The sequence below is a fragment of the Cereibacter changlensis JA139 genome (genome assembly GCF_003034985.1).
GTDB classification, from domain to species: Bacteria; Pseudomonadota; Alphaproteobacteria; order Rhodobacterales; family Rhodobacteraceae; genus Cereibacter; species Cereibacter changlensis.
Window position 1 is genome coordinate 16,232 of record NZ_PZKG01000021.1, and the last position, 24,439, is coordinate 40,670.

The 24,439-nt window shown below is 67.3% G+C and carries 21 protein-coding genes and 1 pseudogene; 6 read left to right on the forward strand and 16 right to left on the reverse strand.

Translation table 11 applies throughout. From position 1 onward, the window contains the following. The first annotated feature begins 74 nt into the window (after window positions 1–74). Both C5F48_RS25090 and C5F48_RS06865 read left to right on the forward strand, forming a co-directional pair. Window positions 75–242, forward strand: a complete 168-nt coding sequence (locus C5F48_RS25090) for a hypothetical protein (protein WP_170139726.1) — start codon at window positions 75–77, stop codon at window positions 240–242. Between the two features lie 35 nt (window positions 243–277). After that, window positions 278–8,608 (forward strand): glycoside hydrolase family 94 protein, encoded by an 8,331-nt coding sequence (locus C5F48_RS06865; protein WP_107663169.1) that lies wholly within the window; start codon window positions 278–280, stop codon window positions 8,606–8,608. 42 nt (window positions 8,609–8,650) lie between these two features. Here C5F48_RS06865 and fnrL read toward each other — a convergent pair whose 3' ends face one another. The 3 genes from fnrL to C5F48_RS06880 all read right to left on the reverse strand — a co-directional run bounded on the left by fnrL (window position 8,651) and on the right by C5F48_RS06880 (window position 11,372). Beyond that, window positions 8,651–9,397: a transcriptional regulator FnrL gene (fnrL, locus tag C5F48_RS06870; RefSeq protein WP_107663170.1), complete on the reverse strand. Its 747-nt coding sequence runs from the start codon at window positions 9,395–9,397 to the stop codon at window positions 8,651–8,653. Between the two features lie 178 nt (window positions 9,398–9,575). Further along, window positions 9,576–10,904, reverse strand: coding sequence for a ferredoxin reductase family protein (locus C5F48_RS06875; protein ID WP_107663171.1), 1,329 nt, complete (start codon window positions 10,902–10,904; stop codon window positions 9,576–9,578). Window positions 10,905–11,132: 228 nt separating this feature from the next. After that, window positions 11,133–11,372 carry a hypothetical protein gene (locus C5F48_RS06880; RefSeq protein ID WP_107663172.1) on the reverse strand — a complete coding sequence of 80 codons (240 nt, stop codon included), beginning with the start codon at window positions 11,370–11,372 and terminating at the stop codon, window positions 11,133–11,135. A gap of 175 nt (window positions 11,373–11,547) precedes the next feature. Between C5F48_RS06880 and C5F48_RS06885 the strand changes: the two genes are divergently transcribed. After that, window positions 11,548–12,279: a Crp/Fnr family transcriptional regulator gene (locus C5F48_RS06885; protein ID WP_107663173.1), complete on the forward strand. Its 732-nt coding sequence runs from the start codon at window positions 11,548–11,550 to the stop codon at window positions 12,277–12,279. 185 nt (window positions 12,280–12,464) lie between these two features. On the opposite strand, the gene C5F48_RS06895 is transcribed toward C5F48_RS06885, so the two are convergent. The 13 genes from C5F48_RS06895 to C5F48_RS06950 form a co-directional block, all read right to left on the reverse strand. Then, window positions 12,465–13,277: a F0F1 ATP synthase subunit gamma gene (locus tag C5F48_RS06895; RefSeq protein WP_107663175.1), complete on the reverse strand. Its 813-nt coding sequence runs from the start codon at window positions 13,275–13,277 to the stop codon at window positions 12,465–12,467. Continuing rightward, window positions 13,270–14,784 carry a F0F1 ATP synthase subunit alpha gene (locus tag C5F48_RS06900; RefSeq protein WP_107663176.1) on the reverse strand — a complete coding sequence of 505 codons (1,515 nt, stop codon included), beginning with the start codon at window positions 14,782–14,784 and terminating at the stop codon, window positions 13,270–13,272. The genes C5F48_RS06895 and C5F48_RS06900 overlap by 8 nt, the downstream gene beginning before the upstream one ends. Beyond that, entirely contained in the window at window positions 14,774–15,526 is a 753-nt protein-coding gene (locus tag C5F48_RS06905) for a F0F1 ATP synthase subunit B (RefSeq protein ID WP_170139725.1), read from the reverse strand. Before C5F48_RS06905 ends, C5F48_RS06900 begins: the two co-directional genes overlap by 11 nt. Then, complete coding sequence (locus C5F48_RS06910; RefSeq protein ID WP_107663177.1) at window positions 15,523–15,768, reverse strand: F0F1 ATP synthase subunit C; 246 nt, start codon at window positions 15,766–15,768, stop codon at window positions 15,523–15,525. Before C5F48_RS06910 ends, C5F48_RS06905 begins: the two co-directional genes overlap by 4 nt. After that, window positions 15,769–16,449, reverse strand: a complete 681-nt coding sequence (locus tag C5F48_RS06915) for a F0F1 ATP synthase subunit A (protein WP_107663178.1) — start codon at window positions 16,447–16,449, stop codon at window positions 15,769–15,771. Further along, window positions 16,449–16,703 carry an N-ATPase subunit AtpR gene (locus C5F48_RS06920; protein ID WP_170139724.1) on the reverse strand — a complete coding sequence of 85 codons (255 nt, stop codon included), beginning with the start codon at window positions 16,701–16,703 and terminating at the stop codon, window positions 16,449–16,451. The genes C5F48_RS06915 and C5F48_RS06920 overlap by 1 nt, the downstream gene beginning before the upstream one ends. A gap of 8 nt (window positions 16,704–16,711) precedes the next feature. After that, window positions 16,712–16,993 carry an AtpZ/AtpI family protein gene (locus C5F48_RS06925; protein ID WP_107663180.1) on the reverse strand — a complete coding sequence of 94 codons (282 nt, stop codon included), beginning with the start codon at window positions 16,991–16,993 and terminating at the stop codon, window positions 16,712–16,714. After that, the gene (locus C5F48_RS06930; RefSeq protein WP_107663181.1) at window positions 16,990–17,409 is read right to left on the reverse strand and encodes a F0F1 ATP synthase subunit epsilon; all 420 of its coding nucleotides are present in this window, start codon (window positions 17,407–17,409) and stop codon (window positions 16,990–16,992) included. Before C5F48_RS06930 ends, C5F48_RS06925 begins: the two co-directional genes overlap by 4 nt. Then, entirely contained in the window at window positions 17,406–18,818 is a 1,413-nt protein-coding gene (atpD, locus tag C5F48_RS06935) for a F0F1 ATP synthase subunit beta (RefSeq protein ID WP_107663182.1), read from the reverse strand. The genes C5F48_RS06930 and atpD overlap by 4 nt, the downstream gene beginning before the upstream one ends. Window positions 18,819–19,368: 550 nt before the next feature. After that, on the reverse strand, window positions 19,369–20,046 hold the full coding sequence (locus C5F48_RS06940) for an ABC transporter ATP-binding protein (protein ID WP_107663183.1): 678 nt from the start codon (window positions 20,044–20,046) through the stop codon (window positions 19,369–19,371). Further along, window positions 20,043–20,465, reverse strand: coding sequence for an ABC transporter permease (locus C5F48_RS25990; protein ID WP_308812744.1), 423 nt, complete (start codon window positions 20,463–20,465; stop codon window positions 20,043–20,045). The genes C5F48_RS06940 and C5F48_RS25990 overlap by 4 nt, the downstream gene beginning before the upstream one ends. Window positions 20,466–20,483: 18 nt before the next feature. Next, window positions 20,484–21,257: an ABC transporter permease gene (locus C5F48_RS25995; RefSeq protein ID WP_245941510.1), complete on the reverse strand. Its 774-nt coding sequence runs from the start codon at window positions 21,255–21,257 to the stop codon at window positions 20,484–20,486. Beyond that, complete coding sequence (locus tag C5F48_RS06950) at window positions 21,257–22,258, reverse strand: efflux RND transporter periplasmic adaptor subunit (RefSeq protein WP_245941509.1); 1,002 nt, start codon at window positions 22,256–22,258, stop codon at window positions 21,257–21,259. Before C5F48_RS06950 ends, C5F48_RS25995 begins: the two co-directional genes overlap by 1 nt. 386 nt (window positions 22,259–22,644) lie before the next feature. Between C5F48_RS06950 and C5F48_RS06955 the strand changes: the two genes are divergently transcribed. From C5F48_RS06955 to C5F48_RS26000, 3 genes and pseudogenes are all read left to right on the forward strand, one after another. Beyond that, on the forward strand, window positions 22,645–23,601 hold the full coding sequence (locus C5F48_RS06955) for a DnaJ C-terminal domain-containing protein (protein ID WP_107663184.1): 957 nt from the start codon (window positions 22,645–22,647) through the stop codon (window positions 23,599–23,601). Beyond that, a complete protein-coding gene (locus tag C5F48_RS06960; protein WP_107663185.1) occupies window positions 23,598–23,945 on the forward strand; it encodes a hypothetical protein in 348 nt (115 codons plus the stop codon). Before C5F48_RS06955 ends, C5F48_RS06960 begins: the two co-directional genes overlap by 4 nt. A gap of 145 nt (window positions 23,946–24,090) precedes the next feature. Beyond that, window positions 24,091–24,428 (forward strand): annotated as a pseudogene (locus C5F48_RS26000) (transposase); the annotation flags it as partial. Window positions 24,429–24,439: the final 11 nt, after the last annotated feature.

The following is a 24,439-nucleotide window of genomic DNA, read 5'->3' on the forward strand; positions in this document are numbered from 1 at the left end:
CAGCTTTGGGGAGAACCAAGCCGAGGCAGGTGGTCGAAGTCAGACCTGCCCAAAAATGATGAGAGGATTTTGCCATGAACTGGGACGAGATCGAACAGAAATGGCGAGAGATGGCGCGTAGACTACATTCGCAGCCCGCCAATCTATCGCCGAGCATGGGGTTTTTGGGCTTGGTCGATGCTGTGACGACCGGTCCCGCTGAACCAGCCGCGACCCCTTCCGCTGTATTGCCCGCCGAGTGAGACGGACGCCAGCAGGACGCGAGCCGCTTCGACACGTGCTGCGAGACTGTTTGCTCTGGCAGTTCGACGCAAGGTCTGCGCCCGGGACGCCCTGGCTCGACGAGACGCCGATCCGCGGCGAGTTGTTCGGACTCGAGCGGCTGGAGGACCATGCGAGAAGTCTGGCGCGGGTGCAGTCCGTTGGCGGACGGCCTCCTCGCGTGCTGCCGCTGAACCGGCGGCTGAAGGACAATGCCTCGGTCCTGCTGGCGGCCTATCGCTTCAACGGGACCGCGCTGCTGAAGCAGCAGGCGGTGCCGCCCGCCGCGCAGTGGCTGCTGGACAACTATCACCTCGTGGAAAAGCAGTTGGCGCAGATCGCGTCGGACCTGCCGCCGGGCTACTATCGGCAGCTGCCGAAACTGGCCGTCGGGCCCTTCGCCGGCTATCCGCGCGTGCTGGAACTGGCCTGGGCCTATGTCGCGCATACCGACAGTCTGGTGTCGGGTCCGGTTCTCGGCCGCTTTGTCCAAGCCTATCAGACGGTCCAGCCGCTGACGATCGGCGAGCTGTGGGCGGTGGCCATCACGCTGCGCATCGTGTTGATCGAAAACATGCGGCGGCTCGCGGTCCAGATCAACGAGGCGCATCGGCTGCGGCTGGATGCCGACAGGCTGGTCGACGCGGCAGCGGGATCGCTGCTGCCCGCGGAGGTGAGCGGGCTCTGCTCGGGCGATCTGCCCGAGATCTTCGCCGCGCAGATCGGCAAGCGGCTGCGCGGCAGCGATCCGACCGAGACCCCGCTGCTGGGCTGGCTGGAGACGCGCCTGGCCCGGCAAGGCACCGGGCTGGACGATGTGGTGGACCGGGCGCAGGCGCGGCAGGGCGCGTCGAACGTGACGATGCGCAATCTCGTCACCAGCATGCGCACCCTGTCCGAACTCGACTGGGCGGTCTTCTTCGAGGAGATAAGCCGGGTCGACGCCCGGCTCGGCGCGGAGTCGGAGTTCGCGGCGATGGATTTCGCGACGCGCGACTCCTACCGAGCGGCCATCGAGACGCTGGCGCGCGGGTCTTCTGCCAGCGAGCTGGAGGTGACACGCGCGGCGCTGGACCAGGCGGCGGAGGGGCTGACTGCGCGGATGCGCGATCCGGGCCATGCGCTGGTCGGCGCGGGGCGGGCGGCGCTGGAGGCGCGGATCGGCTATCGCGCCCCGTGGCGGAGCAGGACGCTTCGACAGATCGGACGGGTGGGGCTGGGCGGCTACGGCGCCGCCATCGGGCTGACCTCGGCGGCGCTGCTGGCCGCGTCGGGCTGGGCGCTGGCGGTGCTGGGCCTGCATGCGGTGGCGCTCGTACCCTTGGGTCTGCTGGCGCTGCTGCCGGCGACCGACGCCGCGACGGCGCTGGTCAATCTTGTCGTGACACGCGGAGTGGCCCCTGCGCCGCTGCCGGGCCTCGATCTCGCCTTGGGGGTGCCGGAGCGGCTGCGGACGCTGGTTGCGGTGCCGGTGCTGCTGACCGGGCCGCAGGATCTGGCCGAACATCTGGAGCGGCTGGAGGTGCATCACCTGTCCAGCGTCGGCGGGGCGGTGCATTACGCGCTTCTGTCGGACGGTCCGGATGCGGCGACCGAGACGACGCCGGCCGATGCGGCGCTGATCTCGGCGGCGGGGGCCGGCATCGCCCGGCTGAATGCGCTGTACCCTTCGTCCCATGGAGACCGGTTCCTGCTTCTGCACCGCCGCCGGTGCTGGAACGCCTCCGAGGGCTGCTGGATGGGCTGGGAGCGCAAGCGCGGCAAGCTGGACGAGCTGAACCGGCTGCTTCGGGGGGCCGATGACACCAGCTTTCTGCCGGCGACCGTGCCGCAGGACGTGCAGTTCGTCCTGACCCTGGATGCGGACACGCGGCTGCCGCGCGACACGGTGAGCCGGCTGATCGGCAAGCTGGCGCATCCGCTGAACCGGCCGCATCTGGACCCGGAGCGGCAACGGGTGACCGAAGGCTACGGCGTCCTGCAACCCCGCGTCACCGCCGCGCTGCCGGTCGGCCATGAGGGGTCCCCGTTCCAGCGCATCAGTTCCAGCCCCGGTGGCATCGAGCCCTATGCCTCCGCCGTGTCCGACGTCTATCAGGATCTGTTCGGCGAGGGGTCGTTCACCGGGAAGGGCATCTACGACGTCGATGCCTTCGCGGCGGCGCTGCATGGGCGCGTGCCGGAGAATGCCATGCTGAGCCATGACCTTTACGAGGGTATCTTCGCGCGGGCGGCGCTGGTGTCCGATGTGGAGGTCATCGAGGATTTTCCGGGGCGCTACGACGTGGCGGCGCGGCGGCAGCACCGCTGGGTGCGGGGCGACTGGCAGCTCTGGCCCTGGGTTTTCGGGGGGCGGCGGCATGCGCTGACCCCGCTGGGGCGTTGGAAGATCGCGGACAACCTGCGCCGCTCGGTGGTGGCGCCGTCTGCCGCAGCGGCCATCGCCGTGGCTTGGCTGTTGCCCTTGCCGCAGGCGGCGATGGCGACGGGGGTGGTGCTGGTGTTCCTGACGCTGGGGCGTGTGCTGTCCCTGCCATTCGCCATTCTCCCGGGTCGCGCGGGGATCACCTCGCGCAGCCATTTCGCGGCGCTGGCGCTGGATGCCTCGGCGGCGCTGCGCCAGATCGGGCTGGAGATCGCGTTCCTGCCCGACACCGGCTGGCGGATGCTCGACGCCATCGGGCGGACGGTGTGGCGACTGGCGGTCAGCAAGCGGCGACTGCTGGAATGGGTGACGGCGGCGCAGTCGGCGGGCCGGACGCGGCCGGGGGTCGCGGGCAGCTACCGCGTCATGGCGGGCGGGGTGGCGCTTGGCCTTCTCGTCGCCGCCCCCGCGCTAATGAACCCGGCGGTCCTGCCGCTTGCGCTGCCCTTCGCGCTGCTCTGGCTGGCGGCCCCTGCGCTGGCCGAGCGGATCAGCCGGCCCGGAACCGTGTCGCGCGCGCGGGTGACGCCGCAGGACGCGATGGCCCTGCGGCTGATCGCCCGGCGGACCTGGCGCTATTTCGAGGTCTTCGTGACCGGGGCGGGCAACCATCTGCCGCCCGACAATTATCAGGAGACGCCGCTGCCGGTCGTCGCGCACCGGACCTCGCCCACCAACATCGGCCTCTATCTGCTGTCGACGGTCGCCGCCCGCGACATGGGCTGGATAGGGCAGGGGGCGGCGCTGCGCCGGTTGGAGGACACGCTGGCCACCATGCAGCGGATGCAGCGGCATCGCGGGCATTTCTACAACTGGTACGACACCACCGACCTGCGGGTGCTGCCGCCGGCCTATGTCTCGTCGGTCGACAGCGGCAACCTTGCCGGTCATCTGCTGGCCGTGTCGCGGTCGTGCCGCGACTGGCAGGCGCCGGTGACGCCGGAATGCCTGCGCGCGGGGCTGGACGATGTGCTGGCGCTGCTGCGCGTGGCGGGCGGAGAGGGCGACACGGTGCTGGCCGATCTGCTGGAGCGGATGCGGCAGGCGGCGACGGAGGCCCTGCCGGGGCTGGCGGAGGAAGCCCTGGCCCCGCCCTTCGACGCGGAAACGGACGTGGGGGTCTGGATGACCGCGCTGCGCGACCGGCTGGCGGAGCACCGCGCAGACGCCGGAGTGGACTATACCGATCGCTTGCGGGCGGTCGGACGGATCGCCCGCGACATGGCGCTGGCGATGGATTTCGCCTTCCTGCTCGATCCGGACAAGAAGCTGCTGTCGATCGGCTTTTCCACCGAGAGCAACAGTCTGGACCTGAACTGCTACGACCTGCTCGCCTCGGAAGCGCGGCTCGCCAGCCTGTTCGCCATCGCCAAGGGCGATGTCGAGACGCGGCACTGGTTCAGGCTGGGGCGCGGCGCAATGCCGGTGCATGCCGGCTCGGCGCTGATTTCCTGGTCGGGCAGCATGTTCGAATATCTGATGCCCTCGCTGGTGATGCGCGCGCCGCAGGGGTCGCTGCTGGAGCAGACCAACCGGCTGATCGTGGCGCGGCAGCGGGATCATGGGCGGCAATCGGGCATCCCGTGGGGCGTCTCGGAATCGTCCTACAATGCCCGCGACCTGGAGATGACCTATCAGTATTCCAATTTCGGGGTGCCGGGGCTCGGGTTGAAACGCGGGCTCAGCGAGAACCGGGTGATCGCCCCCTACGCCACCGGGCTGGCGGCGATGGTCGATCCGGCGGCGGCGGTGCGCAACTACGAGGCGCTGCGCACCCTCGGAGCCGAGGGGCGCTTCGGCTTCTACGAGGCGGTGGACTTCACCGCCAGCCGCCTGCGCGAAGGCGAGACGGCCGCCATCGTGCGCAGCTTCATGGCGCATCATCAGGGCATGACGATCACCGCCATCTCCAATGTGGTGCAGGACGGCCTGTTGCGCAACCGGTTCCACGCCGAACCGCTGGTTCAGGCTGTGGATCTGCTGTTGCAGGAACGGGTGCCACGCGATGTGAACGTGGCCGCACCGCGCGCCGAGGAGGTGCTGGTCGCCGCCGAGGAGAACATCGTCACACCGACGGTCCGCCGCTTCGACCTCGCCGGGGCGGAGCCGCCGACGGCGCATCTGCTGTCGAACGGCAGCTATGGCGTGATGCTGACGCCGACCGGGGCGGGGCAGAGCCAGTGGCGCGGTCTGGCCGTCACGCGCTGGCGGGCCGACGCCACCCGCGACGCCTTGGGTTCGTTCATCTACGCCCGCGACGTCGCCCGGGGCGGGCTCTGGTCTGCCGGGGCCATGCCGGTCCAGGGGCAGGGGGCCAGCAGCGCGGTGTTCAGCGAGCATCAGGCCACGTTCACGCATCGTGAGGGGTCGCTGACCACCACGACGGAGGTGGTGGTTTCGGCCGAGGACGACGCCGAGGCCCGGCGGGTGACATTGAGCAATAGCGGACGGCAACCGCGCGAGATCGACCTGACGTCCTATGCCGAACTGGTGCTGGCGCCCGCCGACTCGGATCTCGCGCATCCGGCATTCTCCAAGCTGTTCGTTGTCACCGACCATCTGCCGGAGCTGGGTGTCATCATCGCCACCCGTCGCCGCCGGTCGCCTGACGAGCCCGAGATCTGGGCAGCCCATATCGCGGTCGTCGAGGGCATCGAGACGGCGCCGCTCCAGATCGAGACCGACCGCGCCCGTTTCATCGGTCGCGGCCGCACGCCGGGCGATGCCGCGATGAGCGCGGCGCCGCTGTCGGGCGCCATCGGCACGGTGCTGGACCCGATCTTTGCGCTGCGCCGTCGGGTGCTGGTGCCGGCGGGCGGCGTGGCGCGGGTGACGTTCTGGACCATGCTCGCCGACAGCTCCGACAAGCTGCTGGACCTTGTCGACCACCATCGTGACGCCTCGGCCTTCGAGCGCGCCGTGACGCTGGCCTGGACCAAGGCGCAGGTGCAGTTGCGCCACCTAGACGTGACCAGCGCCGAGGCCGCGGATTTCCAGCGGCTGGCCGGGTTCATCCTGCGCGGCGATGGGCGTCTGCGGGTGTCGCGCAGCCGGATCGCCGCGGGGGCCGGGCCGCAGTCGGGGCTCTGGCAGCATGGCATCTCGGGCGACCTGCCCATTGTGGTGCTGCAGATCGAGGATATCGAGGATATGGATCAGGTGCGGCAGCTGCTGGCCGCGCATGAATATTGGCGGGCGCGGCAGCTGTCGGTGGACCTGGTGATCCTGAACGACCGCGCGGCGAGCTATGTGCAGGATCTGCAGATCGCGATCGAGACGGCGGTGCGGTCTTCGCAATCGCGGCCCCGCACCGATGCCGGGATCGGGCAGGGCGCAGTGCATGGCCTGCGCGCCGACAGGATCACGACAGAGGCGCGGGCATTGCTGCTGTCGGTCGCGCGGGTCGTGCTCGTGGCCCGCCGGGGCAGTATCGGCCAGCAGATCGAGGCGCTCCCGCAGGTCTCACTGCCGCTGCCGGCTGTCGTGGCCCCGCCCTCGATGGCCGATCCGGGGCCGTTTGCCGATGGGCTGGAGTTCTTCAACGGGACCGGGGGGTTCGGCGAGGATGGGCGCGAATATGTCACCGTTTTGCGCGACGGGGCGACGACGCCTGCGCCTTGGCTGAACGTCATCGCCAACCCCGCCTTCGGCTTTCAGGTTTCGGCCGAGGGCAGCGGCCACACTTGGGCCGAGAACAGCCGCGAGAACCAGCTGACGCCGTGGAGCAACGACCCGGTCTGCGATCCGGCAGGCGAGGCGGTCTATCTGCGCGATCTGGACAGCGGCGTGGTCTGGACGCCGACCGCCCTGCCGATCCGCAGCGCCGGGACCTATATCGCAAGCCACGGCTTCGGCTACAGCCGTTTCGCGCATCAGGCGAACGGCATTGAGGCCGAGATGGTGCAGTTCGTGCCGATGGATGATCCGGTGAAAATTACCCGGCTGAGGCTGACCAACTGCTCGGCTCGCACCCGGCGGCTGTCGGTCACGGCCTATGCCGAATGGGTGTTGGGCGCCGCGCGCAGCGCAACCGCCGCCTATCTGGTGACGCAAGCCGAGGGCGGCAGCCTGTTTGCCAGCAACCCCTGGAGTTCGGCCTTTCCCGGCCGGGTGGCCTTTGCCGACATGGGTGTGGGCGTCGCGGGCTGGACGGGGGACCGGACCTCGTTCCTCGGGCCGAACGGCAGCATGGCGGCGCCTGCCGGGCTGGCGCATCCGCTCTCGGGGCGGGTCGGCGCGGGGCTCGACCCCTGCGCCGCGCTGCAACGCGAGCTTCGCCTTGCGCCCGGCGAGAGCGCCGAAGTGGTGATGCTGCTGGGCCAGGCCGCCGATATGGCAACGGCCCGCGCCCTGATCGCGCGCTACCGCAGGCTCGATCCGGAAGCGGTGCTGAACCAGGTCACCGGGCACTGGACCGGGCTGCTGACCGCGGTTCAGGTGAAGACGCCCGACCGGGCGATGGACATCCTGCTGAACGGCTGGCTCATGTATCAGACGCTGGCCTGCCGGATCTGGGCGCGGGCCGGCTTCTATCAGGCCAGCGGCGCCTATGGCTTCCGCGACCAGCTGCAGGATGGCATGGCGCTGACCTTCTCGCGCCCCGAGATGACCCGCGACCACCTTCTGCGGGCTGCTGCGCGGCAGTTTCCCGAAGGGGACGTGCAGCACTGGTGGCTGCCGCATTCCGGGCAGGGAGTGCGGACCCGGATCTCGGACGATCGGGTCTGGCTCGGCTATGGTGTGGCGCGCTATGTCGAGGTCAGCGGCGATGCCGCGGTGCTTGACGAGCAAATCCCGTTTCTGGAGGGGCCGCAGCTGCCCCCCGGCGTGCATGACGCGTTCTTTCTGCCGCAGCAGTCCGGGCAGAGCGCCAGCCTGTTCGAGCATTGCGCGCGGGGCCTCGATCAGGCCACCGTGCTGACCGGAGCCAATGGCATGCCGCTGATCGGCACCGGGGACTGGAACGACGGCATGAACCGGGTGGGCGAAGGTGGCGCCGGGACGAGTGTGTGGCTCGGCTGGCTGCTGATCGCCACGCTGGACATGATGGCCCCGCTGGCCGAGAGCCGCGACCCCGACCGGGCGGCCAGATGGCGCGCGCATGCGGCAGGGCTGCGGATCGCCATCGAGACCGAGGGATGGGACGGCGAATGGTATCGGCGGGGGACGTTCGACGATGGCTGCCTGCTCGGCTCCGCCAGTTCGGAAGAGTGCCGCATCGACAGCATCGCGCAATCCTGGGCCGTGCTGTCGGGAGCCGCCGATCCTGACCGCGCAACGCGGGCGATGGCGTCGCTTGACGCGCATCTGATCCGGCGGGATCCGGGCCTTGCCTTGCTCTTCACCCCGCCGTTCGACCAGACGCCGCTCGATCCCGGCTACATCAAGGGCTATCCGCCCGGCCTACGCGAGAATGGCGGGCAATACAGCCATGCCGCGATGTGGGCGATCCTCGCTCATGCCAAGCTGGGAGACGGCGACCGCGCGCAGGCGTTGTTCGCGCTGCTGAATCCGATCAACCATGCGCTGACGGCCGAAGACGCCAGCCGCTACAAGGTCGAGCCCTATGTCGTCGCCGCCGACGTCTATTCCACCCCGGCGCATGAGGGGCGGGGCGGCTGGACGTGGTACACCGGCTCGGCGGGCTGGATGTATCGCGCGGGGATCGAGGGGATCCTGGGCGTGGAGCGCCGCGGCGACAGTCTGCGCCTGTCGCCCTGCCTGCCGTCGGCGTGGCAAGGGGCGGAGGTGGCGCTTGCCCTTGGCGAAGCGCGGTTCGAGATCCTCATGGAGAGGCGGGGAGAAACCGCCACGGGTGAGCCTCGCGGCCTGCTGGACGGGCGTCCGCTGCGGACCGATGGCAATGCCGTGATCGTGCCGATCCGTCCCGGTGCGCATCGCATCGGGATCGCGGTGACCTAGCCGCGATCCCGCCGCCGGGAAAGCTGGCGAGGCCGTGTCGGCCTAGGCCACAAGACCTCCGTCAGCGTCATCGCCGGCAACTTCGACAAGCTGGGGCAGGTCGGCGACCTGCACCCGGCGAATGCCGGAAAGGCCGATCACGCCGTCCCGCCTGAGCGAAGACATCTGGCGGCTGACGGTTTCTTCGGTCATGCCGAGAAAGTCGGCCATTTCCACCCGTGACAGCGGCACCTCGAAGTCCTGCAGATCCCCCGGAGGCTCTGGGCTGCGCGTCGTGGTCCGGCGCATCACCATGATCAGGAGTGTCGCGACCTTTTCGCGCGCCGTCTTGCGGCCCAAAAGCAGCATCCAATCCCGCGCCGCGTCGAGTTCATCAAGAGTCATCTCCAGCAGGCGCTGGTTCAGATGCGGCATGGCGAGAAGCAGATCCTCGAAGGGTTTTCGGCGAAAGCAGCACATCAGCATGTCGGTGGTGGCCATGAGGTCAAAGGCCGCCACCGTGCGTCCGGGCCTGCCTATGAAATCTGCGGGCAGCAGCAGTCCCACCATTTGCCGGCGCCCGTCCTCCATATTGAGGTTCAACGTGGCGACGCCGCTCACGATCGAGGCCACGAAGTCCATCCGGTCTCCGGCGTAGACGATCGTCTGGCCAGCCTGGAACCGCCGATAGAATTTCACGCTCTCCAGCGTCCTCATCTCCGCGGAATCGCAACGGGCGCATATCGCGCTCGCCCCGATGGGGCAGGTCTTGCATTGGTCCATCGACAGTCTTGAAGTCTGGAGCATCATGATGTTGATCCCGCCAATCGCGCATTTCAGGAAATGGCCGGACCGGCAGAACCTGCCCCTCGGCCAGGCATGTCCGGCGAGTCCCTAACGGGTCGCCGGACCCTCTTCGCGTAGGGCGGGTTGCTGCCGGATCCTCTGCGCCGCGGATGGCCATCGGATTGGGCGCAGGCGCAGGCCGCTACCGCATCGCAAACAGTTCCTGATGGAACCGCGTGGCGACCGGATGGCCGTTCGCGGCCAGATCGGCGCGCAGCGCGGCGCCGAACCGCGCCGGCCCGCAGAACCAGATGCTCGCCTCGCGCCAGTCCGGCGCCGTCTCGCGCAGGCGCGCGCCGGTCAGCAGACCATCACGCTCGTCGACCATGAGGTGCAGCGTCACCCCGGCCGCTTCGGCATCCGCCGCCAGCGCCGCCAGCGCCACGGCGTCGAAATCACGCGTGGTGTGGAACAGGTCGATCTGCTCGGCCCGGTCATCCGGCATCCGCGCGAGATGCTTCATCCGGGCGATGAACGGGGTGATGCCGATGCCGCCGCCGATCCAGATCTGCCGCTTCATGCCGTCATCGAAGGTGAAGCGGCCATAGGGGCCCTCGATGGTCACGCTCTGCCCGACATGCAGCGCGCCGGGCAGCTGGCGGGTATGATCGCCCAAGGCCTTGGTGATGAAGGCTATGCGCGGATCGGTGGCATTCCACGCGGAGGCGATCGTGTAGGGATGCGGGCCTTCCGAGGCATCCGAGGTGGCGAAGGCAAACTGCCCCGGCTTGTGACCCGGCCAGCCGGCGCCCAGCCCGATCTCGGTCTCCAGCGACTTCACGCCGGGATAGCTGCGCAGCGACAGGATCGTGCCGGTGACCTGACGATTGCGGCCCGACCGCCGTGTCACCAGCCAGACGGCGGCAAGGCTCCCGCCGGCCAGCAGCGGCGCCAGCACGACCGCCACGACCGATGTCCAGAGGGCGGGGTTCAGCAGGATGACCGCGTGATAGACCAGCACCAGATAGGCCAGCGCGATCAGCCTGTGTGTCCTGTAGAACCAGTGGTAGGGAAACCGGCGCCCGAGCGCCAGCGCCACCAGCAGGACGACCGCATAGAAGGCCCATTCGCCCAGACCCTCCGCCAGCCCTCGCTGCATCCCCAGAAACTGCCGGACCCCTTCCAGAGGCGCATGTTCGCCGCGCGGCTGGCGCTGCATCAAACCGAGCCCGGCTGCCCATTTCGGCGCCTGCGTCACCGTCCAGTGCAGGACGGCGAAGCCGGCCGCTGCGATCCCCAGCCACTTGTGCAGCCGGTACATCTTGTCCAGCCCGCCGAACCAAGTCTCGGGCCAGCGCGGCCGGAGCGCCAGCACCAGACCGAGGCTCATGCAGGCGATCGCCATCGCGCCACTGTATTGGATGAGATCTTGGCGCAGGGCGAATGCGGGCGCCGTCCGCAGGAGGGCGATCAGCCAGAGGAGCGTCAGCAGGCCAAGCCAGCCCCAGAATGAAAGCTTCAGTCTCAACATATCAAACCCACCGATGAAACGGCGCACAGCCGCGCCCCTCTCGATCCTAGGCTGCCCCTGCGCGCATGGCGCTAACGGGGATCAGTCACGGCAACTTGTTCCGCCGTCATTCCGAGCCATCGTGTGGCGGGCCCGGCTTGAAGTCGGGCCGCTCAATTGTTATGGTATAACACTCCGTTCAATGAACTTAATGGGCCGAAGCCGCGTTGTTCTGCGGCGGCTTCTGCGCTACCGTCTGCGGACCGAGTTTCCTCCGGCAAGAATGCTGTTGATGAGAGTAGCAACGGCAGCGTGCAGCTCCGCCTTGCCATCGTTGCCCGGGTCGTTGGTGTGGGCGGCGGCGGCATCCTGCAGGATGCCGATTATCTCGCGTTCTGGAAGAATGTTGCGATCGTTCAGCGCCAGCAGCAGAGATTCGCAGATTGCAAGTGCGGCCGTGCCGGCGACGTCTGCTTGTGATAGGGGCATCGGGGGACCTTCCGGGTGTCAGGCCACGGCAGGAACTGCCCTAGCGAGTGAACACACCCGCAGTATCGCATATGTGGCGAAGGGTAAGCTGATCCACAGCAGCATCCCGCGGTTCTTTTGAGTTAAACCATTTAAGTTCCGTTCTGCGGGATCTGACCAATGAAGAGGCGCGCCGATGCAGGTCAAGGACACAGCTTTTGCGCGCAAGCTGGGCGCATTCGTGGCGCTGTCTGATGCGGAACTGGACATCCTGAGCGCGATGCACGGTCGGCGCCGCACGTTTCCCGCGGGCCGCGACATGGTGCATGAGGGGCAGGTGAACCGCTCGGCCTATGTCCTCGCCGCCGGCTGGGTCTGCTCCTACAAGACCTTGCCGGATGGCGGACGGCAGATCGTCGACTTCCAGATACCGGGCGACTTTCTCGGGCTGAGATCGGTGCTGTTCCGCACCGCCGATCACAACATCGAACCCGTGACCCGTGTCGAAGCCTCGGAGGTGCAGTTCTCCGACCTGTTCGAAGGGTTCGCCCAATCGCCCCGCCTCGCCACGGCGGTGCTTTGGGCCGCCTCGCGGGACGAAGCCATGGTGGTGGAGCATCTGGTCGGCATCGGGCGCCGCAACGCGCAGGAGCGCACGGCGCATTTCCTGCTGGAACTCGGCGCGCGGCTGACGCTGGTGGGGCTGGCGACGCCGCGAGGCTATGCCTGCCCATTGTCGCAATACCTGCTCGCCGATGCGTTGGGGCTGAGTGCAGTCCATGTGAACCGCGTGCTGCGCGAATTCCGCGAGGCGGGTCTGGTCACTTTCCAGAAGGGTCGGGTCGAGATCCACGACCTTGCCGGGCTGGTGGCGCTGGCCGATTTCGACGTGGCCTATCTGGATCACGACGGACCGCTGCTGAAGTAGCGCCGGATGAGCCTCCACCGGCCGAACCGGACGCCGATCCCGGTGGTGACCCCGGAGACCGCCCCGCCCTTCATCCCGATCCCGCCGGAGAATATCTCCGCCATCTCGTGGCGACGGAGACGTCGACACCTCCTCCACCATCCCCGATCAGGTGCCGCGACTGCACGGGCTTCCACCCCCAGCCGCTAGCCTCTGGCCGCCATCGCTCCGGCGGCGATCTCAATGATCTCCGCTGTGATCGCCTCCTGCCGCAGTCGTCGCGCCAAGGCTTCAAGTCCGGCCAACTGTTCTTCGATCTGGCGTGTGGCTGCGGACATGGCGGCCATCCGGGCCTCGTTTTCCGCAACGAAGGCAAGGAGGGCGGCGCGGGTCACAAGGGCATGCAACAGGTCCAGGCCGAGGCTCGCCATCAAGTCGGCGGCGGGCAGGTTGGTGAGAGGCTGATGCGGCGCCATCGGGGTGCTGGTCGAGGTGAGCGGGAACAGGGCAAGGCGCTGGACCCGACCTTGGCCTTGGCTCCAGATCGTATGAACGACACTGACCTCGCGCAGCTTGCCTTCGCCAAACACGGCATCCAGCAACCGGTTCGCAAACCTCGGCAGGCTGGCTGATCGCGACGGCATCGCCGCCAACCAGATAGGGGCCAAACCCCGACCGGCGGCAATCGCAGCCCCTCTGCTGCCGATCAGGAAGATATCGGCGTCCGGGCTGCCTTCGGCAAGGCCGTCGAGAACCCGTTCCGAAAACCCGCCGACGAAGCCCTGTTCTGCGCAGAACACCACCAGCGCGGGACGGGAGGAGGGCGTCGCCTCGGCCTCGCGCAGCCCCGCCGTTGCCTGCGCATGCGCATCGGCCAGAGTTGCGGCATATCCCTCAACCGCGGCGATCTGAGCCCGGGCCGTTCGGGCGCGCGCGCCGGCGATGCCGGTCATGGCACGCACGACGCTGCCGAGCTGCCGGATGCCGTCGATCCGGCTGCTGAGATCGGCCTCAGACATCGGGGCCGCCGAAGGATGAGGCCAGTTTTCCCAGAACCTCCAGCAGCGCCGCGCAATCTTCATCGGCCAACCTGCCCGAGGCCATCACCGCGGCCGATGCCTTCGATGCAGAGCTATCCAGCGCCGCCGGCAGCGCTGCGCGCAGGGCGGTCACCTGTGGCAGCGTCAGGCTGTCCAGCAGGCCCTTCTGAACGGCCAGCACCAGCGCCACCTCGTCCACCAGCCGCATCGGGGCGTGTTGCGACTGGCGCAACACCGCGCGCAGACGCTGTCCGCGCGTCAACTGCGCCTGCGTGCGCGGCTCGATCGTGCCGCCGAACCGGGTGAAGACCTCCATCTCCAGAAACTGGGCATAGTCCAACCGCAGCGACTTCGCGGCGACGCGCAGGGCATGGGCCTGTGTCTTGCCGCCCACCCGGCTGACGGACACGCCGACATCGACGGCAGGTTTCTGCCCCTCTTGGAACAGCGTCGCATCCAGCACGATCTGCCCGTCGGTGATGGAGATCAGGTTGGTCGGAATATAGGCCGACAGGTTGCCCGCCTCGGTCTGGGCGATCGGCAGCGCGGTCAGGGACCCGCCGCCGCCCGCCGCCGACAGTTTCGCCGCGCGCTCCAGCAGGCGGGCGTGGACATAGAAGACATCGCCGGGATAGGCCTCGCGCCCCGGCGACTGCCGGGTCAGCAGCGCAATCTCGCGGTGCGTCGCAGCGTGCTTGCTCAGGTCGTCGATCACGATCAGCGCGTGCTGTCCCCTGTCGCGGAAGTATTCGGCCATGGTCATCCCGGCGAAGGGGGCGATCCATTGCAGGCCGGGCGACGTGGCGGCGCCCGCGACGACCACGATGCACCTGTCGAACGCAGCCTGCTTTTCCAGAGCATCCACCGCCCGGCGCACGGCCGAGGTCTTCTGCCCGATGGCGACATAGATGCAGACCATGTCGCTGCCCTTCTGCGCAATGATCGTATCGACGGCGAGCGTGGTCTTGCCGGTCGCCGGATCGCCCACGATCAACTCGCGCTGCCCGCGTCCCAGCGCGAAGAGGGTGTCGACCACGAGCACGCCGGTCTGGACGGGCTGGGTGACCAGATCGCGCTCGATGATGCCCGGAGCCTCGCGTTCGACCGGCAGGGTCGCCTCGAAGCCGACCGATCCCTTGCCATCGAGCGGTCGGCCCAGCGGATCGACGATCCGGCCCAGCAGGCCGGGTCCGACCGGCACGCGCACCACATCGCCGGTGCCGCGCACTGCGTCGCCGGCTTGCAGGGCATGGGCCGCGTCCAGCAGGACACAGCCGATCCGGTCAGGTTCGAGCACCTGGGCAAAGCCGAACTGGCCCGCCTCAAAGCGCAACAGCTCATCCAGCCGCACATCGGGCAGGCCGGAAATCATCGCCACACCGTCGGCAATCTCTTCGACCCGGCCGCGACGCTCGGCCATCGGACCAAGGGGCGTCGACCTTACGCGTGCGGTGGCGTCGTGCAGCCAGCCTGGGTCATGCGGCATCGGACACCGCCGCGTCAGACGCTGCGAGGGACGCCGCGATCCGGGCCAGATCGGCGGCCCAGGAGTTGCGCAGCGTGACATGCGGGCTGTGCAGCTCATATCCGGCGATCAGCGCGGGGTCTGCGCGGAAGGTCAGGGTCACCGGCTGCCCAAGCGCCGTGGCGACGATCTTCGCGATGCCTTCCTGCGCTGCGCCGTCCTTCGGCGTCGCGCTGACGATCTCCGGGGTCGCCCCGGCCAGCGACCTGCGGTCGGCGTCGGACAGGCCTGTCAACCCTTCCGCCAGCCAGCCCAGAAAGGCGGCATCTGTGGACGCCGCATCCAGCCGCGCCACCAACTGCCCGGCGATGACCAGCGCCAGCCGCTCGGCGTCCTGCCTCGCGGAGGCTTTCAGCGCCTCGGCGGCCTGCATGCGATCGACCCTGGCGGCGCTTTTCAGGGTTTCCGCCTCGGCCCGCGCCGAGGCCATCACCGCGCTGCGCGCCGCCTCGGCTTCCTTGCGGGTCTCGGCGAGGAGGGCGTCGCGCTCGGCCGCAAGCCCTGCGCGGATGGCCTCGATCTCGGCCAGGGCGCCCTCGGCCTCCGACCGCTTGGCCTCGGCCCCCTGCAGCAGGGTCGCGACATCGGCCTGCCTCGCGGCAATCGTTGCAGCGACCGGCTTCCAGAAGAACCGGTGCAGCAGCCAGACCAGAAGCAGGACATTGATCGCTTGAAAGCCAAGCGTCCAAAGATCGAAACTCACGGCAGCATCGGATTGGCGAACAGCAGGAGCAGCGCAACCACAAGGCAGTAGATCGCCGTGGTTTCGATCATCGCAAGACCGACGAACAGGGTTCGCGAGATCGTGTTGGCCGCTTCGGGCTGGCGGGCGATGGCGTCCATCGCGGCGGCGACGGCGCGGCCCTCGGCCAGCGCCGGACCAAGCGCGCCGAACGATACCGCAAAGGCGGCGCAGGCGATGCTGACGATATTCACATAATCCATTCAGGACTCCTCGGGTTTGGCTGCGCCCTTTTCGACGGCGCTGGTGATGAACACCATTGACAGGATGGCGAAGATGTAGGCCTGCACCGCACCGGTCAGCAGATCGAGCACCATCAGGGGAATAGGCACCACCAGGGCCGCCAGCGACCCGACGATGGCGATCACGAAGACCCCGCTCACCACATTGCCGAACAGGCGCACGAACATCGAAAAGCTGCGGGTGACGCTTTCGAGAATGTTGAGCGGGATCATCACGGGATTGGGCAGCGCGAAGCCGCGCAGAAAGCCGCGCAGGCCGCCTTTCCGAATGCCAAAGAAGATGATCGACAGGAACACCATCGCCGCAAGGGCGGCGGGAGTTTCCATCGTGGCCGTGGGGGGTGTCACGCCGGGGATCAGCGAGGACCAGTTGGCGACCAGGATGTACAGGAAGAGCGTTCCGACGAAGGCGCGATAGGGTTCGGGGGCCGCTCCGGTCACCGCACGGATCTGGCCATCGACCGTGCCGACAAGCAGCTCCGCCGCGGCCTGGGCCTTCGAAGGCGCCAAAGCCAGGCGGCGCTTCAGGAGGATGGCGCCAAGAACCAGCACCGCCATGATGGCCCATGTCACGACCACGGCAGGCATGATCGGGACGGGGCCCGCCATGAAGAGCGCTTCGGATTGCAGCGGGCTGTCCATCAGGTAGCCCGCCGCATCACGAGACGGCGCCCGATCAGCAGACCCAGACTGGCCGCCAGCAAAGGACCCGCACCCTGCATCGCCGCGGTGACGAGCGCGCCGCCCAGGCCCGCCATGCGCAGCAGGACGAGGCCGATGCCAAACGAGGGTCCGCCACGTCGCCCTGACAGCATCAGAGCGGCGCTGTGCCGCACCATGCGGAAATAGATCAGGCCGATCCCCGTGCCGCCCGCCAGCCAGAGCGCAAGTATCATGATCTCCCTCATGCGCTGCCGATCCAGCGCCATGCGAACCAGCCGCCAAGGCCAAGGCCGATCATCAGCAGCGGTGCGGTCCAGAACACCCCGGTATCAAACCGCCCGTCGAGCCAGCGGCCAAGGAAAATGCCTCCCAGCATCGGCGCCACGATGATCCAGCCCAGCACGCCGATCTGCGCCAGCCGCCGTGCGACCGAGGCCTCGCCGTCCCGCGCCCATGCGGCGCGCCGCGCCTGATGCGCGCGCACCGCGTCCAGCAGCGGGTCCTTGTCGGTCGGTTCGGTCAAAGGCCCGCCCCCCGATGCCTGGGCTGCAAACGGGTCAGCATCCTGCGCATGACGTCCAGTTGCAGACGTGCGGCTTCGACATGCTCGACCCGCTCCTCGTCCAGATCCGAGCGGAAGCGGGCCAGCACATCGTGATCGAGGATCCCGAGGTCATCGCCCGTCACCGCCTCGCGCGTGGCGACGGCGACATGGCCGCGGCGAACCGTCAGCGCGCCGCCGCGCACCGCGCAGAAATGCGCGGCCCCGTCCGAGGTGGTCCAGGAAATCACCGACAGGGCCAGCCGCGTCAGGAAATCCGCATGTCCCGGCAGGATGCCGAAGCTGCCGCTGGCGTCGGCGGCGCGCAGGCTGGTCACCGTCTGGTCGACGACAACCACCAGCGGCGTCATGATGCGGAGCGAAAGCGACCCGGTCATGCGGTGGCCTCGCCACGTTCCTTCGCGCGGGCGTCGGCGATCGTCCCGACCATGTAGAGCGAGGCTTCGGCCCAGCCGTCGGCTTCGCCATCCAGTATGGCGCGACATCCGGCCAATGTGTCGGTACGGCTGACGGACTGGCCGGGCGTGCCGGTGAATGCCTCGGTCACCACGAAGGGCTGACTGAGAAAGCGTTGCAGGCGCCGGGCGCGGGTGACGATGCGCTTGTCGGCGATGCCCAGTTCCTCGATCCCCAGAAGCGAGATGATGTCCTGAAGCTCGGCGAACCGCGCAAGGGTCTCGCGCACCTCGCCGGCGATCCGGTAGTGGTCCTCGCCAACCACGGCAGGATCCAGCAGCGTGGAGGATGACGCCAAGGGATCGATCGCGGGATAGAACCCCTGACCCGCCAGGGCGCGCGACAGCACGATGACGCAATCCATGTGGCCCGAGATCGTGGTGACCGCCGGATCGGTGAAATCATCCGCGGGCACATAGACTGCCTGGATCGATGTGACCGCGGCCCCCGCAACCGATGCGATGCGTTCCTGCAACCCGGCCACTTCGGTCGCCAGCGTCGGCTGATAGCCCACGCGCGACGGCAGACGGCCCAGCAGGCTGGAGACCTCGGCCCCCGCCTGCACGAAGCGGAAGACGTTGTCCATCAGCAGGAGGACGTTCCGATGATCCGTGTCGCGGAAATATTCCGAGATGGTCAGAGCAGTCAGCGGCGCCCGCCAGCGCGCGCCGGGGGGTTCGTTCATCTGCCCGTAGACCAGCACCGTCCGGGGCAGGACACCGGATGCAGACATCTCTGTCAGCAGTTCGTGTCCCTCGCGCGAGCGTTCGCCGATCCCGGCGAAGACCGAAATGCCTTGGTATTTCTCGACCATTGCATGGATCAGTTCCATCACCAGAACCGTCTTGCCGACGCCTGCGCCGCCGAACATCGCGGCCTTGCCGCCCCGGGCCATCGGGGTCAGCAGGTCGATCACCTTGATGCCGGTCTCGAACACCTCGGTCGTCGCGCTCTGTGCCGCCAGCGGCGGGGGCGCTGCGTGGATGGAACGGCGCGGGACGTCACCCGGCAACACTTCGCCCAGATCGCGCAGGCCTCCCGTCACGTCCAGAATCCGGCCCAGCACCGCCTCGCCCACCGGCGCCAGGATCGGCGATCCGGTCGGCCGCACGGCTACACCCCGCGCGAGCCCCGCAGTCGCCTGCAGGGCCACCGCGCGCAGGGTCGTCAGGTCCAGATGGCTTTGCACTTCGAGCATCAGAGGGCCGGGCCGGTCCCACTCAACCAGCAGAGCGTCGTTCAGCGCAGGAAGCGCGCCTGTGTCGAAGCGCACATCGACGACGGCGCCCCGCACGGCATGGACCCGCCCGGTGGGGTTCACCTCAGGCATTGGGTTTCCTTCTCGGATGACACGGCGCGCAAGTCTGTGCGAACGGTGACCCCCTTGTGACCTGTTCGCCCGACCGCTGCACTGATTTGCATCAGGGACGACCTTAACAAATGCGACGTGACCCAAGCTGAAGATTCGTCTTAGGTCGGATGCGTCGTGAAGAAACTCTTGCCGCAGGATCATCTTTCTGCCCGCCCCAGTTCGAAGTTCCCAGAGCTTCTCCACGGCGGCAAGGTGAACACCAGCAACGGAGTGACCATGACCTTGCCTGGGTCAGTGCTACCGACCTTGCCATCCTGCAAGCGGCTAGACTGTCCGGGGTCAGGCTTGCCCTCCTGATAACCCGGAACAGTGGGTCTGGAGATCGCCGCAGACACAGCTCAGACGGCCACGGCGACCGCGCGCCGCCTCGCGGTCCTTAGTCTTTTCAACACCAAGTTTTCGAGAACACGGCACTTGCCCGTCAAACGGGCCTCTTTCAGGGTGGCGGTGTCCGAGGATGCGGCGTCTACTCGCTGCAGTGGGTGCAGCCTGAAGGGATGTTCACCAATCACCCTGTTGCCAGTCCATCCGCAACAACGAGCTGCCGCCGACAAAGGGCAGCGATCCTTTCGTCGTGAGTCGAGATCAGGAAAGTCGTTCCTTCCTCGCGGTTGATCTCGGCGATCAGGTCCATCACCTGGCTGGCCGAGGCACGGTCGAGGTTGCCGGTAGGCTCATCGGCCAGCACGAGTTCGGGGCGGTTCATCAACGCGCGCGCCACGGCCACCCGTTGCTTCTGGCCGCCCGAAAGGTTGGCGGTTGGAAAATGGATACGTTCGGCCAAACCCATGCGATCCAGAAGCGCTTGCCCTCGTGTGCGGGCGGCTAGAGTCTCTCGCCCCTCCCGGACCGCAGTGGGGAAGAGCACGTTTTCCAGCGCAGTGAAGTCAGGCAGCAAGTTGTGGAACTGAAACACAAACCCGATGTGCAGATTGCGGAACTCAGTCAGCGCGTGGTCGGATGCGGTTGTCAGATCGACCCCGAGCATCGAATGGCCTCCCGACGTCGGATGCATCAACGTTCCGAGGATGGTGAGGAGCGTGCTCTTGCCGGACCCCGAAGGACCCAGTAGCGCCGCCAGCTCTCCTGTCGTCATCACCAGGTTCAGGCCGCGCAACACATGGGTTGCGGCCTCTCCCAAGCCGAAAGTCTTGACCAGATCCCGCACTTCCAGCAGGGCCGTCATTGTCCGATGGCCGTGATTGGGTCCAGCCGCGCCGCCGCCCGCGCAGGCAGGATGGAGGCGATGATCGCTCCCAACGTGGTCAGAAAGATGGCAAGGCCGTAAGCCCCTTGGGAGATGTCGATGGGCAATCCACTTTGCCCTGGCCCCAAGCTCTCACGCCCCGGAAAGGTCAGCAGTACGAAATACCCCGCAGCCGCGCCAAGCAGCCCGCCCATCAGGCCGATCAACGCGCCCTGTGACACGAAGACCACCATCACGAACCAACGTCCTGCGCCCATCGCCCGCATGATCCCGATCTCGGGTCGGCGGCGGTAGGTGGAGAGCACAAGCGCCGACGCCACGCCGATTACTATGGTAAGCAGGGCAAAGGCCTTTAGGATATACCCCGTCTTCGCCTGCGCCTGCAGGGCTTCCAGCAGTTGCTTGGCCTGCTCGGTCTAGGACTTTGCGTCGAGGCCCGTTAGCGCCCTGATCCGCGGGGCAAGAGTATCAGCGGCGTAAAGATCGGCCAGCTTGATCTCGAGCCGCGTTATTCCCTGCGGCATCTTGAACAGCGTCCGCGCCGTGGGGAGGCTCACGTAGGCCTGCCGACGGTCTGGCCCGCCCGAGCCCATCTCATAGATCCCAGTGATGGTCTGGAAGGCCTCGATCCCGACAGTGCTTTGCAGCCGGACCGTCTGGCCTATCCGCAAATTCATGTCCTCTGCCAGTGTCTTGCCCACCAGCACCCCGCCCGCGCCGAGGGTGGCGGTGCCTTCGGTAACGTAGCCCGCCAGATTGGCGATCACGGACTCGCGTCCCTGCTCCAGCCCATTGATAGACACTTGCGTGACCTGCGCGCCGCGCGCCAGAAAACCCGAACCATTGATCTGCTGCGAGGTGCCGATGACCCCCGATAGCGCCTCGATGAGCGGGATGAAAGCGGCAGTGTCTTTAAGTATCGCCGTGGCCTCAGTGGTGGGCTCCTGCACCAGCAGCACGGTCCGCCCATCAGGGGGCAACAGCATGGCGGGCTCCACCGCTTCGGCCTGAATGGTCACGTGGGCCATGTCGCCCGCTGTGCGCGCCATGATGAACTCGGCCAACCCTCCGATCAGCGCTGACATGAAAATAAAGATAAACACACCGATTGCGACCCCGAACACGAGAAGGGCGGTCTGTGCTTTACTGGCCGTCACATAACGGATCGCAATCTTCAGCGCATAGAGCATCAGGGAGCCACCCTGATGACTTGCCCGTCAGCAAGGCCTGTTGCGTCGGCGATCACCACATCACCGGGGGCCAGCCCCTCGGTCACGATCAGCCGCGGTGCGGGCCAATCGATCACCTTTACAGCGCGGCGTCGCGCATGGCCGTCGGAGAAGAGCAGGACCGCAAAGCCCGCTGCATCGGTGACAATAGCGGCACGGGGCACTGTGTTGGCGGCTGCACGGTCATCAACGATGATGTTCGCCGTGACGGTCAGGCCGATTGGCGCCCTAAGTGCAGAATCGGGAGCCAGCTTTACCGCCAGCCCGCCTGTAGCGGGATCGACCCACTGCGACACGAAACTGACATGCCCTGTACGCACCAGTTCTTCGCCAGACAGCTGCAGTGCCGCAGCCTGGCCAGTGCGGATCTGCGTTGCATAGGACTCGTCCACGTCGGTTTCGACCACCAGTTGGCCAAGGTCGGCAATCGTCAACAGAGATGTAACCGGATCGGCGCTTTGCCCCAGATCAGCGTGCAGGATCAGAACAGTCCCAGCAATCGGCGCACGGATGGTGAACTTCGTCAGTTGGATCTGTGCCTGCTCCAGTAAGGCCGTCATCCGGGCGACCTCTTGCGCGGCTGTCTGCTCGGCGCGGGCGGCGCCTTCCAGCACCATTCGGGCAGCATTGCCGCCAAGTGCCCGGGTGCGCTCCAGGATCGCTTTCGCATCCTCCTGCGCCACCAGTACTACATCCAATCCAGCCACAGCCTGCTTCACAATGGCCTGCTGAGCCGCGGTATCGAGCTGCACCAGCGTGTCGCCGCGGACCACGGTATCGCCCTCGGCGACCAAGACTTCGACCACTGTCCCGCTGACCAGCGGTTGCACATCCACAGATGTCACGCCCGCTATCCGCCCATTCACGGCTAGTATTCGCGTGACGGGACCCAAGAGCACCGTTTCGACCGCCACCACGGGTATCGTTGCTGACCAAGACTGCAGAACCATCAGCCCGGTCAAGCCGGCTATCATAAGGCTCCCCGCCACCCACAGCCACCGGCGGCGTTCGGGTTCGGGTTGGGCGGCAGGGGCGTTGTTAAGCGGCCGCGCGACAACAGGAAGCGTCTGCTGCGCCGTCTGCGCGGGCTGCGATGACGCAGTTTCCGCCGTGGTCCTGAGGACGGTGTCCTCTCTTGAAATGGGCATGATTTTCCTAAGGCGGGGCGTAAGAGCCGTTTCCGCCGCGAAGACTGCGTCGCAAGCCCGTGAGCGGTAGTGTAGGCGGGTGCGCAGCTGCAGGAGTTGATCTGCATCAGCGACGGAGCCGCAATGACCTGCGATAGAAAACCTTGCCCTGAGCGGGCGCGCGGGCAGTCTTGTGTCCGACAGGAACGGGGAATGGACCGATGAGCGCCGATCCCTATGAAACCCTCGGAGTGCCGAAGACCGCGACTTCCGCCGAGATCAAGACCGCCTATCGGAAGCTCGCGCGCAGCAACCACCCAGATCTGCACCTTGATGACGCAGGCGCCGAAGCGCGGTTCAAGACGATCAGCGCCGCCCATGACATTTTGAAGGACCCGGCCACCCGCGCCCGGTTCGACGCGGGCGAGATCGACGCCGAGGGGACCGAGCGGCCGCCGCGCCGGTACTACCGCGACTTCGCCGAGGCGCCGGACAATCCCTATCATCAGTCGCGCGGCTCTCGTTCGCCATTCGACGGGCAAGGTGATCCGGCGGGTATCTTCGCCGAATTCCTGCGGCAGCGGGGCGGTGGAGCGCAGGACAGCTCTTCAGGTCAGAGTTTCGCAGCCCGGGGTCAGGATCTGCGCTATGCGCTCGAGGTCCCATTCCTGGATGCCGCACGCGGGGCGGAGATGCACGTGACGCTTGGCGAGGCGAATGACGTCTCGGTCCGGATCCCTGCCGGGGCGCAGGATGGCGAGACCCTGCGCCTGCGGGGCAAGGGCGCGCCCGGCTTTGGCGACGGGCCGCCGGGGGATGCGCTGATCACCTTGTCGGTGGCCGCGCATCCGGTGTTCCGGCGCGCGGGCGACGATATCCTGCTGACCCTGCCCATCACCATCGACGAGGCCGTTCTGGGCGGCAAGGTCATGGCTCCCACGATCGGCGGGCCGGTCTCGCTCACGATCCCTGCAGGCGCCAGCTCCGGTCGGATCATGCGTCTGCGGGGGCGCGGGATCACGCGGGCAGGGCAGAAGACCGGTGGAGATCAGCTCGTCGAGCTGAAGATCGTGTCGCCCCCGGTCATCGACGATGCCTTGCGCAACTTCTTCGCAGACCGGCGCAAGACGCAGATCCATGACCCACGCCGGGACATGATGATGGAGGCCGGGACATGATGGATCTCTACTCCAATGATCACATACTCACCCTGGTGCCGGGCATGACCCCTGAACGGCTCTTCGCCTTCCTCGAAGCGCGGCTCGTCATCCCCACGGTTGAACCAACAGCGAGCGCGTCCATCCAGCTTTTCACACCGCTCGACGTGGCCCGCCTGCGGTTCCTGTGCGAGCTCGTCGACGATTTGGACTTGGATGAGCGAACGCTGGGTGTCGTGATGGCTCTGCTCGACAAGCTGCACGCGGCGCGACACGATCTTCGATGCCTGGCATGCGCCATCGAAGCAGAGCCGCCCGACGTCCGGACACGTATCGGCCTAGCCCTGACGCGTCTGAAATCATGATCCGACTGCGGAAATGTGGATGCATCCTTGATGACCATGTCGTCCTCAACATGCCGCAGGAGCGGCTTCCTGTTGCGCCCCTGACTTGCCACGGGATTTTTCCTCCATCTGATACTGGCGTCCGGCCCGAGGAGAGGACCGAGCCATGAAGAGCTCGAAGTTCACCGAGGAACACACCATCGGTATCCTGCGGGAGCAGGGTCGACGCACACGTCGACGGTGCGAAGACAGCGGAGCTGTGCCGCCGACATGGGATCAGCAGCGCGACGTCATACGCCTGGAAGGCCGAGTTCGGCGGGATGGGTGTTTGCGGCGCGCGGCGGCTGAAGACGCTGCCCGGCTGAAGCATCTCTTGGCGGGATCCCTGCTTGCTCAGGCTGCATTGAAGGATCTCCTGTCGCGAAAGTCGAAACGCCCGCCGCCGAGCGCGAAGCCCTCGCGATCCTCGTGGAGCAGCACGAGATGAGCGAGCGGCGGGCCTGTGCCGGCTGGAG